The sequence below is a fragment of the Microvirga sp. ACRRW genome (genome assembly GCF_022346925.1).
Lineage (GTDB): Bacteria > Pseudomonadota > Alphaproteobacteria > Rhizobiales > Beijerinckiaceae > Microvirga.
The window spans coordinates 799,705-813,607 of record NZ_JAKRNJ010000001.1 but is presented as its reverse complement, the minus strand read 5'-3'; the positions used below and the strand labels follow the sequence as shown (position 1 = coordinate 813,607).

8 protein-coding genes are annotated in these 13,903 nt (G+C 59.2%); 1 reads left to right on the top strand and 7 read right to left on the bottom strand.

The window, feature by feature from the left end; genetic code table 11:
• Positions 1 to 3 precede the first annotated feature (3 nt).
• The 5 genes from MHY87_RS04030 to xylB form a co-directional block, all read right to left on the bottom strand.
• The gene (locus MHY87_RS04030; RefSeq protein ID WP_239349587.1) at positions 4 to 1,011 is read right to left on the bottom strand and encodes a carbohydrate kinase; all 1,008 of its coding nucleotides are present in this window, start codon (positions 1,009 to 1,011) and stop codon (positions 4 to 6) included.
• Positions 1,012 to 1,018: 7 nt separating this feature from the next.
• A complete protein-coding gene (locus MHY87_RS04025; RefSeq protein ID WP_239349585.1) occupies positions 1,019 to 1,957 on the bottom strand; it encodes an ABC transporter substrate-binding protein in 939 nt (312 codons plus the stop codon).
• A gap of 86 nt (positions 1,958 to 2,043) precedes the next feature.
• Positions 2,044 to 3,075: a ribose ABC transporter permease gene (locus MHY87_RS04020; RefSeq protein WP_239349583.1), complete on the bottom strand. Its 1,032-nt coding sequence runs from the start codon at positions 3,073 to 3,075 to the stop codon at positions 2,044 to 2,046.
• Entirely contained in the window at positions 3,072 to 4,601 is a 1,530-nt protein-coding gene (locus tag MHY87_RS04015) for a sugar ABC transporter ATP-binding protein (protein ID WP_239349581.1), read from the bottom strand. The genes MHY87_RS04020 and MHY87_RS04015 overlap by 4 nt, the downstream gene beginning before the upstream one ends.
• Positions 4,602 to 4,852: 251 nt before the next feature.
• Positions 4,853 to 6,337 carry a xylulokinase gene (gene xylB / locus MHY87_RS04010; RefSeq protein ID WP_239349579.1) on the bottom strand — a complete coding sequence of 495 codons (1,485 nt, stop codon included), beginning with the start codon at positions 6,335 to 6,337 and terminating at the stop codon, positions 4,853 to 4,855.
• Between the two features lie 48 nt (positions 6,338 to 6,385).
• On the opposite strand from xylB, the gene MHY87_RS04005 reads away from it, so the two are divergent.
• Positions 6,386 to 6,787 (top strand): hypothetical protein, encoded by a 402-nt coding sequence (locus tag MHY87_RS04005; RefSeq protein WP_239349577.1) that lies wholly within the window; start codon positions 6,386 to 6,388, stop codon positions 6,785 to 6,787.
• A gap of 42 nt (positions 6,788 to 6,829) precedes the next feature.
• On the opposite strand, the gene MHY87_RS04000 is transcribed toward MHY87_RS04005, so the two are convergent.
• Positions 6,830 to 10,252, bottom strand: a complete 3,423-nt coding sequence (locus MHY87_RS04000; RefSeq protein WP_239349575.1) for a PAS domain S-box protein — start codon at positions 10,250 to 10,252, stop codon at positions 6,830 to 6,832.
• A gap of 199 nt (positions 10,253 to 10,451) precedes the next feature.
• Positions 10,452 to 13,436 (bottom strand): EAL domain-containing protein, encoded by a 2,985-nt coding sequence (locus MHY87_RS03995; RefSeq protein WP_239349573.1) that lies wholly within the window; start codon positions 13,434 to 13,436, stop codon positions 10,452 to 10,454.
• Positions 13,437 to 13,903: the final 467 nt, after the last annotated feature.

Genomic DNA, 13,903 nt, shown 5'->3' with positions numbered 1-13,903 from the left:
TTTCTAAGCGCGCTCGACCATGAAGCGAACCACTTCGCTCCAGGTGGGCGGGTTGGCGCCCCGACGCGTGCAGACGATGGCTGCCGCCGCAGCAGCAAAGTCGAGAGCCTCCGCCACCTGCGCCTCGCTCAAGCCTTCAACGCCTGACGGAGTGAGCAGGCCGTTCGCATCGAGCCAGGAGAGAAGGCCTGCATGGAAGGTGTCGCCTGCGCCCACCGTGTCGACCACGTTCACGCGCGGCGCCGGGCGCTCGATGACCAAGGAGTTGAGGAATGCCAATGGCCCGTCCGCTCCGCGCGTGGCGATGACCAGCTTGGGGCCGCGTTTAAGCCAGGCCTGCGCGGAAGCGACGAGATCCTGGTTCGCATAAAGCAGATGAAGATCCTCATCGCTCGCCTTGACGATGTCGGCATAAGCGAGAAGCCGCTCGAAGCGCTCGCGATAGGTTACCAGGTCGCCGACGACGCGGGGACGCACATTCGGATCGAGCGACACCACGCGCCCTCCTGCTTCACGGCGGAGCAGGGTCTCGATGGCGCTGGCGATGGGCTCGACTCCAAGGGCATAGGAACCTGCGGCGATGGCGTTGATGTCGGAAGGAAGTTGCGAGGGTAGTGCCTCGGGTTTGAGGGCACGGTCTGCGCTGTCCGGAGCGTAAAAGGAATAGTGCGGTTCACCTGAGGCGGTCGTTGCGATGACGCTGAGAGTGGTCGGGTTCGGGCAGCGCTGCAGGTAGGAGGCGCTCACGCCCGCGTCAGCGAGCCTGTCTGCGAGAAAGGCGCCGAACGTGTCTTCCGATAGGGTGGACAGGAAAGCCGTGGGGCGGCCGAGGCGGCCGATGCCGATGGCGACGTTGAAGGGCGATCCGCCTGCCACGCCCTCGGCCGAAAGCCCATTCGGAGAAGGTGCTCCGATGAACATGTCGATCAAGGCTTCACCGCAGACCAGGATCATTCTTGTCTCCGTATAGGGAAGCGGCGCCGGACGTTCCGACGCCGCACGGTCAGGCATGACAGGATCAGGAGCGGGGTGCGGACCAGCCCTGGTATTGATTCACGTTCTCGCGGGTGATCAGCTTCGAAGGCATCAACGTCACCGCGTTCTCCGGCTTCTTACCATTCATGGCATCGTTACCCAAGCGCACGGCCAGCTGGGCCATCGCATAAGGGTCCTGGCTCGATGAAGCCTGGATCATGGGGCTCCCCTGGTCCTTCAGGGCCGCCTCGATATCCGGCGCGCCGTCGACCGAGGTGATGATGATGTTGTTGCGATTGAGCTGCTTGGCCGCCAAGTTCGTGCCGATGGCCTGAGGATCGTTGATCGCAAACACGGCATTGACATCCGGGAAGCGGGTGAGATGGCTTTGCATGACCTGAAGGCCGCCTTCGCGGGAACCTTTGGCATCCTGATCGTCGGACAGAACCTTGAGGCCGGTGTTCTTGGCGAAAACCTCCTTGCAGCCCTTCACGCGGTCGATGACTGCCGAGACCTGCGGTCCGTTCTGGATGATGACGTTGCCTTTGCCTTGGAGCTTGTCGACGATGTACTGGCAGGCGATCTGCCCGGCTTGGACATTGTTCGTCGTCACCGTCAAGTCAGCGCCCTTGGCTGCCGTATCGACCGCAACGACCATGATGCCTGCGGCCTGGGCCTTCTTGATGGCGGGCTCCACCGCGTTCGGGTCGCCCGGATTGAGGAGGATCATGTCGACGCCGGCGGCGATGAAGTTGTCGATCTGCGTGAACTGCTTGTTGAGATCGTAATCGTAGCCGACCGCCGTCACCTTGACGTTCGGATTGATCTTCTTCGCCTCGGCTTCTGCGCCACGGGCGAGAGCGACGAAGAATGGGTTGCCCATGGAGCCGAGCGAGATGCCGATGGATTTCAGTTCCTTGGCCTCGGCCGCGCCGGCACTGAGGGCAGCAACGGCAACGGCCGTCAGAAGAATGCGCTTCATGTATCTTCCTCCACGTCGTTTCGGTCTTTGTTGCATCGCGCCGGGTTGACCAAGCCACGAGCACGGTCGCCCTGCGGCACACGCTCTCAGGTGCGCGCGGAGCCCTTCAGGCGATACCGGTCGAGGGCCACGGCGCCGATGATGACGAGACCCTTTATGATGAATTGCCAGATGTCGGAGACGCCGACGAGAATGAGGCCGTTCGACAAAACCGCGATGATGAGTGCGCCGATGAGTGTGCCCCAGATGGAGCCGATGCCGCCCACGAAGCTCGTGCCGCCGAGGATGACGGCGGCGATGGCGTCGAGCTCATAGGACTGGCCAAGCTGCAGCCCGTTGGCCGCGTAAAGGCGCGCCGCAGACATGACGCCGCCTAGACCGCTGGTAAAGCCTGAAGCGCAATAAACGAAGAGCAGAACGGCCCAGACCTTGATGCCAGTGAGGCGCGCAGCATCCGGATTGCCGCCGACGGCATAGATGTGCACGCCAAGAACCGTGCGCCGCAAAATGAACCAGGATACCAGCACGACCACGAAGGCAATCACCACAAGCCAGGGGACGCCGAAGAGATATCCATTGCCGATAAAGGCAAAGGGGAGCTCCGGGTTGAACTTGGTCGTGTCGTTGCCGAGCAGGCGCGCGAGGCCGCGCACAGCCGTCAAGGAGCCGAGCGTCACGATGAAAGGGGGAAGCCGCATGAAGGCGATGAGCGCGCCATTGAGGAAACCAAGCGCAAGACCCATCAGCAAGGCGGCAGGGATCCCCAGCAGGCCCCATTCGGGAATTTGCGAGCCGAGGATCGCGACCATCGCCGATGCGGCGAGGATGGAGCCTACGGAGAGATCGATGCCGCCGGTGAGAATGACGAAGGTCATCCCCGCAGCGAGCACGATGTTGATCGAGGCCTGTTGCGCCACGATGGAAAGATTCTGGACGCTCAGGAAGCGGCCCGACATGAGTTCAAAGGCAATGCCGAGAATGATCAGAACCGGGAGCATGCCGATGGCTTGCAGGGTGGAACGCCATGCGAGCCGCTTTTGCAGGCTTCGTGTTTCCGTGTCGACGCCGAGGATTCCGGAGTTCTGGATGGATGTGCTGGATTGATCGGGAGTTGTCATGCGGCGGCTTCCTTCACGCCTGTCGCGATGGCGACGATGTTTTCCTGCGTGATCGGAGGATGGCCGACACCGCCGACCTCACCTGCGATCCTTCCTTCCCGCATCACCAGCACGCGGTCGCAGATGCCGACGACCTCCGGAAGTTCGCTCGATATGACGATGACGCCGACGCCGCTGCGTACCAGCTCGTCGATCAGCCGATAGATTTCAGATTTCGCTCCGATGTCGACGCCGCGTGTCGGCTCGTCGAGGATCAGCACGCGCGGCTTTGTTTCGAGCAGGCGGGAGAGCAAAACTTTCTGCTGATTGCCGCCGGAAAGGCTGCCGACAGGAACTATATCCCCGGCCACCCGGATTCCCAGCGACTTGATCGCGGAAGCAGCGCGCGTCTTGGCGGATTTGAGGTTCAGGATTCTGCCTGGCCGCGCATCCCGGCCTAGAACGTTCAGATTGACGTTCTCGCGCACCGTCATGTCGAGGAACAGACCGAGGTGCTTTCGGTCCTCGGTCAGATAGACGATGCCCGCATCGATCGCATCCTCCGGGCGATGGATCGCAAGAGGTTTTCCTTGCAGGGTGATCTCGCCGCTGGTGCGCGGGTCGGCCCCATAGATGAGGCGTGCGAGTTCGGTTCGCCCAGCCCCGACGAGCCCTGCGATGCCCAGAGTCTCTCCCAAATGCAGATCGAATGAACATTCATGGGCCCGATTGCCATCGCTCATATTGCGAACGGAGAAGAGCACCGGGCCGCGGCTTCCTTTCGCATCGTGGTCCTTCTTGTAAAAGGAGGAGAGATCGCGGCCGACCATCATGCGGACCAGACGGTCGGCCGAAATTTCATCTCGCTCAAGGGTGCCGACATAGGTTCCATCCCTCAGCACGGAGACACGGTCGGCGAGTTCGTAAACCTCGGCCATGCGGTGACTGATATAGATGATCGCCATACCTTCTGTCCGAAGCTGACGCACGAGCGCGAAGAGAGCTTCCGTTTCCCTCGACGACAGCGAGGTGGTCGGCTCGTCCATGATCAGGATGCGGGCATTGGAGATGAGCGCGCGGGCGATCTCCACCAGTTGTCTCTCAGCCATCGACAATTCGCTGACCTTCGTCGAAGGGCCGAACGAAACCCCCAGCCGGGCAAGTACATTCCGGCAGGCGTTTTCCATCGAGCTGCGGTCGACCATGAAGCCGCTTCTGTGCTCACGTCCCAGCAGCATGTTCTCGGCGACCGATAGGTTCGGCGCGAGGCAGAGCTCCTGATAGATGGTCGATATTCCGTGATGGATAGCGGCGAGGGGGCCGTTGATCGTCACATGCTTTCCCTCGATCCGGATCTCTCCGCCGCTATCGGCGAGATAGGCGCCTGAAAGGATTTTCATCAGGGTCGACTTGCCGGCTCCGTTCTCGCCCATGAGCGCATGGATCTCACCTGGATAAACGGTGAGCGACACATCGGAGAGCGCTCTCACACCGGGAAAGGTCTTCGAAATCCTGGACATTTCGAGAATCGGAGATGAGCCTGTCATAGCCTCTCCTTCGGCTCGAGTGCGCTGGAGACATAATCAGCATGCTCACAGGAAAGGCAGAGGGCGATATGGGGTTGCTCTAAGGCAGCACCCAACATGCTTCTCCCGGGAGCTCCAAGAGAAGTGGTGGAATTGGGGGATGTCGCAGCAGAGCCCCGATCCACGTTTCTTTCCTCCCTGACGTCTTCGGCTTGATTGCGAGCGACTTGATCGTTCAGGACGAAAGGAGATTAGGGCTGCTCAAAACACTTTCAATCGCCGCCTGCGAAGGCATGCCTGAACTCAGGCCTTAGGGCTCGATAGAGGCGGCGGAAGTCTTCGATACGTGGGCCATATGCCTCCACGAGGCCAGGTTCGGGTTCTATGGTTTCAAGCACTGCGGGCGGCGAGCACACAGCTTCCGGAGGTTCTCCGGTTGCCGCCAGGCGTGCCAGCCTGGCTGCGCCGAAGGCTGGTCCTTTGTCGCTGCCTTGATAGCGGACGAGCGGAATGTTCAGAACATTGGCAAGAATGCGGGCCCAGAAAGCGCTTCGGGAACCACCGCCGATCAGGCCTGCGTAAGAGAGTTGCGTGCCTGCTTGTTCGAGACATGCCTTGGCATCGGCGAAGGTGAAGGCAACACCCTCCAGGACCGCTTGGATCAAGTCTGCTTGTTGCGTCTGCGGGGAAAGGCCGAAGAAGACGCCGCGCGCATAGGGATCGTTGTGAGGCGTCCGCTCTCCGGCGAGGTAGGGCAGGAAGAGCAGGGAAGTGGGCGCTCGATAGGCGTCCTCAGTCTGGCGCAGGAGAGTCGCAATATCGGCGTTGAGCAGCCCGGCCGCCCAGGCGAGGCAGCTCGCCCCGTTCAGCATGGCCGCCATCTGAAACCAGCGGTCCGGAATGGCATGGCAGAACGAATGGACCAAGGCTTCGGGGGCGGGGCTGAAATGGCGCGTGGTGACAAACAGCTGTCCGGACGTGCCGAGAGAGATGAAGGCCGATCCGTCCTCGATGGCTCCCAGCCCAACCGCCCCTGCTGCCGCATCGCCGGCTCCGCCGGCCACGACAACGTCGCTTCGCATCCCCCATTCCGCTGCGATCTCGGGGCGTAACGTTCCGGACGGCGCAGAGCCCTCGACGAGGTCGGGCATTTGTGCACGCTCCAGGCCCGTTGCCGAGAGGGCTTCATCCGACCAATCGCGCGCCGCCTCGTCGAGCCACCAGGTCCCGGCTGCATCGGACATGTCGGTGACGCAGCTTCCGGTGAGTTTCAGGCGAATATAGTCCTTCGGCAGGAGAACCTTTCTTAAGTTGCGGAATGCTTCCGGCTCATGGCGGGCAAGCCACAGGAGCTTCGGGGCCGTGAAGCCGGGCATGGGAATCACCCCCATGAGCCGCGAAAGGTCCGGATGCTGCGACTTGAGGTCGTCCGCCTCCTGAAAGGAGCGGCCGTCATTCCAGAGAATGGCCGGTCGCAATGGCTTGTCATGCGCGTCCAGAAGGACGGCGCCATGCATCTGGCCTGAGAGCCCAATCCCCCGGACATCGGCAAAGACCGCAGGCGCTTGGGTGCGCAATTGCCCAATGGCCGCCTGAATCGCTTGCCACCAGCTCTCGGGACCCTGTTCGGACCAGAGATTGCGCGGACGGGAAACCTCCAGGGGAATATCCGCTTCCGCGACGGGCCGCTGCTGCGCGTCGACGATCAGCGCTTTGACCGCCGATGTGCCGACATCGATACCAAGGTAATGAGGCATGCTGCGCTCCGAGAAGGGCTCGCTGAGGAGAGACCCATCGAAGGATACATGATGCCGGGAGAGCTGGCGACGGCACCAGCTTCACACAAGCACGTCCCTTTATCCAGGAAGCCTGCGGGTAATGATTGCCCGCAGACAGATACCCTCAAGGGAAGTGCAATGATTGCCTATGTTCCCATACACACCGGTTCGATGGCCAGCGACAATGAGTTTTTCGCGCGCTTCGTCGACCTCCGCTTGAAGCTCAAGGCTCTCGGTGCCGAAATCGTCTCCGTGCATCATGCCAACCATTGGGTGGACGTGGATTGGCTGCCTCAAGGCGCTGACCAAGACGCGGAGCCAAACCGCTCCACCATCTTCCGGCAGGAAACCGCCCTGGAAGCCGACGAAGCGGCCGAGCTTATGTTCTTTCCCAGTGACATGACCGGTGTTCTAAGCCTCGCTGCCTGACCGCTGAATTCCATTCGTGTGTGTTTCACGTTGCGCGGATCGTCAGTCTTCAGGCCAGGCAACCTCTTCGAGATCGACGCTTCTGAGCGTGAAGTGGAATGTGGTTCCTTCGCCTGGAATGGAATCGGCCCAGATCTTTCCTCCGTGAGATTCCACGATTGTCCGGCAGATCGACAGACCAACGCCCATGCCGCTCTTCTTCGTGGTCGTGAAAGGCGTGAACAGCTTGCTCAAAACCTCCGGTGCGATGCCGGAGCCTGTATCCTTCACGCTGATCTGAACCATCGTTCCATCCTGCACCGCGCCAGCCCGGATGGTGAGGAAGCGGTCCTGAATGCCGTGCATCGCCTCAACCGCATTGCGCAGGAGGTTGATGAGAACCTGCTGGATCTGAACGCGATTGACGATCACCTGAAAGTCGTCTGACGGGAAATCGAACTCGACCTGAATGCCTTTCTCCTTGGCTCCGACAAGTCCGAGCGCGCTCGCTTCCTCGATCAGCCGCTGAAGCTGCTCCACGCGGTGCTCACTTTCTCCACGGGCGACAAACTCTCTCAACTGACGGATGACTTCGCCAGCGCGTAAAGCTTCCTCTGCGGCCTCGTCGACGGCAAGCCTGAGCGTCGCTATCTCGGCGCCTTCCATGCGATCCAGAATGAGGCCGCACCCTTTGAGATAGCTGGCGATGGCCGTGAGAGGCTGGTTGATCTCGTGCGCGAGCGTCGAGCCCATCTCGCCCATGGCTGTCAGTCTCGACATGTAGGCAAGTTCGGATTGCAGCTCTTGCATGCGCATTTCGGTGTATTGGCGTTCAGTGAGATCGCGGATGAAGGCCGTGAAATAGCGCTCTCCCTCCCATTGCATCTCGCCAACCTGTACTTCCATGGGGAAGGTTGTGCCGTCTTTGCGTTGGGCCATGGCCACGCGCCCGCTGCCGATGATGCGGCGCTCGCCGGAATGGCGATAGCGGCTGATATACGCATCGTGCTGCTCCCGGTAGGGCAGGGGCATCAGGAACTTTACGTTGGTGCCGATCACTTCTTCTGGGCGATAGCCGAAGATGTGCTCTGCCGTGGCGCTGAACGACCGGATAATGCCTTTCTCATCGGCAACGATCATGGCGTCTGGAACGGTTTCGAGAATCGAGCGCAGATGCGCCTCGCTACGGCTCAGCTGCTCCTTGCTGGTCTTGATGGCAATTTCCGCAAGCTTGCGCTCGGTGATGTCCTGGGCCGTGCCGATCTTGCGAATAGGATCGCCGTCATCGCCCAGAACCGTTCGTCCTGTTGCGAGGATCCAGCGCTCTTCACCCGTATCGGCGCGGAAAATACGGAACGTATCGCTATAGGTCAGGTTGCTGTCCGATACATCGACATAGAATTTCTGCTGAACCCGATCACGATCTTGCGGATGGATAAGGGGCGGAAGAGTCTCCTGGTCGATTTTGGCGCCCGCGGGAAGACCTAGAAGCTGATATGTCTCCGGGGTCCATTGATGCCGGCCCGTGACGATGTTGACGTCCCAGATGCCGAGCCCCGTCGTTTCCACTGCAAGACGCAGGCGCTCCTCGCTGGCACGCAGCTTATCCTCGGCAGCTCTGCGGTCGTGAATGTCGGAGATCGTGCCGGCCCATTCCTCGACTACTCCAGCCTCATTCAGCAAGGGAAGCGCCCGGCAGAACACCCAGCGGTATTCTCCGCTCAAGCCCAGCATCCGATGGACGATCCTTGCGGGCTGTCTTGCGGTAATGGCTTCTTGCCAAGCAGCCGCCGTATGCTCGCGATCGTCGGAATGAATGAAATCCAGCCAGCCGAGCGGTGCGCCGACGGTCGGTTCGCGTCCGCAGAACTCGTGCCAGCCCCAACCTTCGATGTACAAGCCATCCGTATCGGCGCGCCAGCCGATGGCAGTGCTGGTTTCGATCAAGGCCCGATACCGCTGCTCGCTCATGCGCAGGTTTTCGGCTGCGGCCTTCTGCTCATGAATGTCGGTGAGCGCGCCGATCCATTCACGAACGGCGCCGGCCATATCGGTGAGCGGTATTCCGGTGATCTGCATCCAGCGGGAGTTGCCATCGGGGAGCACAACCCGGCATTCGGCTCTTCCAAGCTCTTCAGAGTCCAGAATGCTTCGCCAGGCAGCCTTGAGGCGCGCCTGGTCATCAGGATGGACAGCTTCCAACCAGCCGCTCCCCCGGGAATTGTCAAGCGACTGACCGGTGAACTCTTCCCACCCATGGCTCTCGATCAAGGCGCCATCGCAATCCGTCCGCCAGACAATGGCAGTACTGGCATCCACCAACGCGCGATAGCGATCGTTCTGGTGGCGCAGGTCCTGCTCGCTTGCTTTCAAGTCGCTGATGTCGCGCGCGATCGCCAGAAAGGCTTCTGGGCGATGATCAGATCCCATGATGGGAGTGATGGTGATGTCCCACCATGCCGTGTTCTCCAGGAGCAGTGACCCGGCTCCCTGAAACCGCCCTGGTGTTCCGGATCTCGCGCTTTCAAGCGCGGCGCGCGCGCTCTCCTGATCCGCTTCTCTCCAAAGACCGAGCCAAGGACGGCCGTCCATCCCGGAGAGAGCATCCCACTCTGCCGATGACTGAGTATAGCGATTCATGAAGCGGAGATGGCCCTCGAGATCGATCATCATGAGAAGGCCGTCGAAGCTCGCGAGCAAGTGCTCGGCAACTTCTTTGTTCTTGGAGACCCCGCCTCCAGTTTCTTTCAGGGCATTGACATCGACGCTCGCGCCAATCCACCTGTCGATCCGGCCCTGATCGTCCCTCAAAGGATGGATGCGCGATGAGACCCAGCGATAGTCACCTGAATGGTGACGGAGGCGGTATTCCATCTCGTAGGATTCGCCAGGCTCGGCCTGCTGCCGCCTGTCGGTTAGTTTCAACTCATCCGTACGGACAGCCTGCACATTCTCTGGAGGGGAAGATTGCGGCACGCTCAGCTGCTGGCTTCTGAACTCGCGCGTCACCGCACGGGAAAGAGCATGGAGAGATTGCGCTTGCTTGGCCGAGAGCGTCTCGGGGTGAGGGATGTTGTCAAAGACACAAAGGGAACCCAGGACGTTGCCGTCATCACTCAGGATGGGAACCGATGCATAGAAACGCAGGTATGGCTCGCCTGCGACGAAAGGGTTCTGCTTGAAGTCGGAATGTGCCGCAAGATCGCCTATGCAGGTCACATCGGAATCGCGAAGGGCGCGAGCACAGATGGATGCATCGAGAGGAACGTCTTCGGGAAAGCTTCCGATGACGGCCTTGAACCATTGCCGGTCATGATCGATGAAAGTGACGGCTGCCATCGGGCATCCGCAAATATCAGCAGCCAATTGAGCGATGTCGTCGAAAGCAGGTTCAGGTGCCGTGCCGACAATATTCACGTGATGAAGAGGCAGGACACGCTCGGAAATGGCTGAGGAAAGACCGTCCTTGGTCGTACGAGAGGGCATGGATAGAGTGGCCGAGGAAGGTTGAGGGTCTCACCAATGTGTGTGGCCCGGCTAACAAAGAGAATAGTCTAATTCAAATCAAATCGCGGTTGTCGACAGGATCAGCGTGGACGTGACGCAGATCATGATATGTTATCAACTATCGAATGCGTTCTCGTTCTGTCGCGTAAAAGCTCTCCAATCCGCTTCCGGAAGAGCCCTATGCAGAGCTCTCCGGAAACGGATGATGGAGCATTTTGTGGTTCCATTTTAATAGAAAATCGGGTACATCCGAAGCCGAGATCGGCTTCGCATAGAAGAAGCCTTGAACATGGTCGCAGCCGAGACTTCGTAGGCGCTGTGCCTGACCGAGCGTTTCAACGCCTTCAGCCGTCACCTGCAGCTTCAGGCTTTTTCCAAGACCGATGACGGCTGCAATGATCGCCTCGTCATCCGGGTCGTGCTCCAGGTTCTGAACGAAGCTGCGGTCGATCTTGATGTGATCGACCGGAAATTGCTTCAAGTGCGTGAGAGAGGCGTAGCCTGTGCCGAAGTCATCCAGAGCGATATGGATGTCGTGCTGACGAAACTGATCCAAAAGCTTGGAGACATTGCCGGAGTTGCGGCCGAGAAGAACCGTCTCGGTGACTTCAACCTCCAGGAATTTCGATGGCACCTTAATCCAATCGAGGGTTCTCAGCATGTTGTCGACCATGCCGGGTTGAACGAACTCGGCCGGTGAGAGGTTGATGGCAACGCGGCCGATCGCAAGATCGTCATCGAGCCATTGACGCAGGTCTGTCGCAACGGTGGACATGACCAACTTGCCGATTTCCGACGCAAGCTCATGATCTTCAAAGGCGGATCCGAATGTGGCCGGCGTGAGTATTCCCTTTCCAGGATGCCGCCAACGCGCCAAGGCCTCAAAGCCTACGATCTGTCCGGTATCGAGAGAAACTTTCGGCTGGTAGAACGGAACGATCTCACGATTGAAGACGGCCTCCCTGATGCTTCTGCCAAGGGTCACACGCTCTTCCGTCATGTGCCGCATGTCCGGCGAGTAGGTGACAACCCGATGGCGCCCCTGGGACTTGGCCTGGTAAAGGGCGATGTCGGCATCCTTCATCAGCTCGGTGGGTTCATCATCGTGGTCCGGGAAAGCGGCGACGCCGATGCTCCCGCGGCTGATCAAGGTCCGTTTCTGATATGTGAAGGGCTGGCGCAACGCTTCCAAAATCAAGGAGCCAAGCCTGGCCGAGTTTTCCAGCTTCAAAGGCTCGACGACCAGAAGAGCAAACTCATCTCCTCCCAGCCTGGCAACGGTGTCGCAATCGCGAACCATGGCCGATAAGCGAGACGCTGTCTCTTTCAGAAGCTCGTCGCCGGCATCATGGCCGAGGGTGTCGTTGATGTCCTTGAACTCGTCGAGGTCAACCATCAGCAGACTGACGCTGGTGCCATTCTGACGTGCATTGGCCAGTGCCGTCTCAAGCCGCCGCTGAAACAGGCTGCGATTGGGAAGGCCCGTGAGAGGATCATGATTGGCGGCACGCCAAATCTCCTCCTCGGCTTCCTTATGGTCTGTGATATCGAAAGTCACCCCGACAATTCGGTCCGGGCCAGCTTTCTCCGCGCGTGCTCTGAACCAACGGAGGTTCCCGTTGGGCTGTACGCAGCGACACTCGACGGAATCTGCTCCGTAGATCTCAATCCGCTCGAGGAACTGGCTGACTTTCGCCTGATCTGCCGGGTGAACACTTTCAAAGAGACCGATGTCAGTTCCATTCAGAATTCCCAGCAAGGCCACCGAGTTTTCGGAGCGTCTCACAATCCTCGTCCTCGGATTGTACTCCCAAGCCACCATGTGAGCCGCTTTGAGTGCAAGCTGAAGACGCTCCTCGCTATCGCGAAGCGCCTCTTCGGATTGCTTGCGCTCATGGATGTCCATGGCAATCCCGAACCATTGCTCGACCTTGCCATTCTCGTCCTTGAGCGGCTGCCCGCGAACAATGAACCACCTGTAAGTGCCGTCGGAGGCGCGGCGAATGGGGATTTCAATTTCGAACGAGTTCTCTTTCGAGAAAGCCTCGTTCAAGAGAAACAGCGTCTGCTCTCGCCTGCTCGAATGCACGACGGATGACCAGTCCTGGCAGTTGTGCCTGTCGCGTTCCAGACCTGTATAATCATACCAATATTCGTTGCAGTAGGTGAAAGTGCCTTTTTCGTTGCTGAACCAGACAGCCTGGGGTGAAGGGAAGGAGGTTGGCATGACGTCGACAAGCGTCCTGACACGGCTTTCGCTTTGACGAAGACATTCTTCTGCGTGCTGCATGTCCGTGATGTCACGGGCAACGCAGAGAAAGGCTTGAGGCTTGCCTGAAGCGTCCAGGATCGAGGTGACGACGATAGCCCACGACTTTGAGGTCCCGCTTCGGGGCACGCAACAGCCTTTATAGCGCCCGACGCCGCCAGCTTTCGCAATGGCAAAAGCCTGCGCGCCCTCATCATCCAAGCTGGAGAAAAGGTCGGCCCAGCGTTGCTCTTGAGCAGTAGCGGAACTTCCCAAGCCGAAGGCTTGCAGGCCGCTCTCATTCATATGAAGCAGTTTGAGATTCAGATCCAGAAGGGCGATGCAATCACTACTGCTGGACAAGAGGCGCTTCTTCACTTGTTCACTTTCGACGAGCGCCCTGTCGGAGAGGCTCAGTTCCAAGTGGTTCAGAATGGCTTGAGCAAGGCCTTGAAGCGCTTGAGATTGCTGTTCCGTGAGGCTGCGGCGGCGAGCCTTAAGGTCCAGCACGCATAATGTTCCAAGCGCAAGCCCCTCCTTCGTCTTCAGGGGCAGGCCGGCATAGAATAAGGCGCGAAGCTCAATCCCGAAGAGGGGAGTATCCTTGAAGCGAGTGCCTTTTCTAAGATCAGGCACGACGAACAGCCCGTTGCCGCATATCGTATGCGTACAGATCGACAATTCGCGTGGCGCTTCCCTCAGTTCGATACCATGCGCGCCTTTAAACCACTGTTTCTCCTCATCGATGAAGCTGACCAAGCCGATAGGAGCTTTGCAGATCTGGGCGGCGATCCTGGCGATACTGTCGAAGAAGTCATTAGGCTCCGCGTCGAGAACATGGAACCTGCGAAGAGCAGCAAGGCGGTCGGCTTCGCACCAACTCGTATGAAGGCTGCTATAGGAAAGCTCCGACATGCAACACGCCTGACTGGAAGAATGTGATCCGCTCAGAAGATGTCGGGACTCAACCGACTCAACAGGATGGCATCATGCCTCGAGCGAAAGGCTCGATCTGTTGTTCAGGCTTAATCCGGGCTTGAACCGGGAAGATGGCAGGGCGTCATGCCGGACCTTGAGGAAGGTCTGCCATAGTGCATGGAATGACTTCGGGTTTGTGTCACAAAACTATGAAGTCACCTCAGGAATGGTATGGACCGCTGGAAGCGGAGTCAAGAACGCTTGGGAAACAGTTGATTAACCAAGTTGACTCTATTTTAAGCGCTCCGAATCTTTTCTGCATGCACAGCTTGGCTGATGCACTGGACCTGATCGATCAGAAAAGGCGCGGGCAAGATTGCTGGCTTAATCTCATCACTCCGTGGCGGTTGGGATGGACTTGCTTTTGCTGAAAGCCGCGCGAATCACTTCGCATTTTTTAAGAG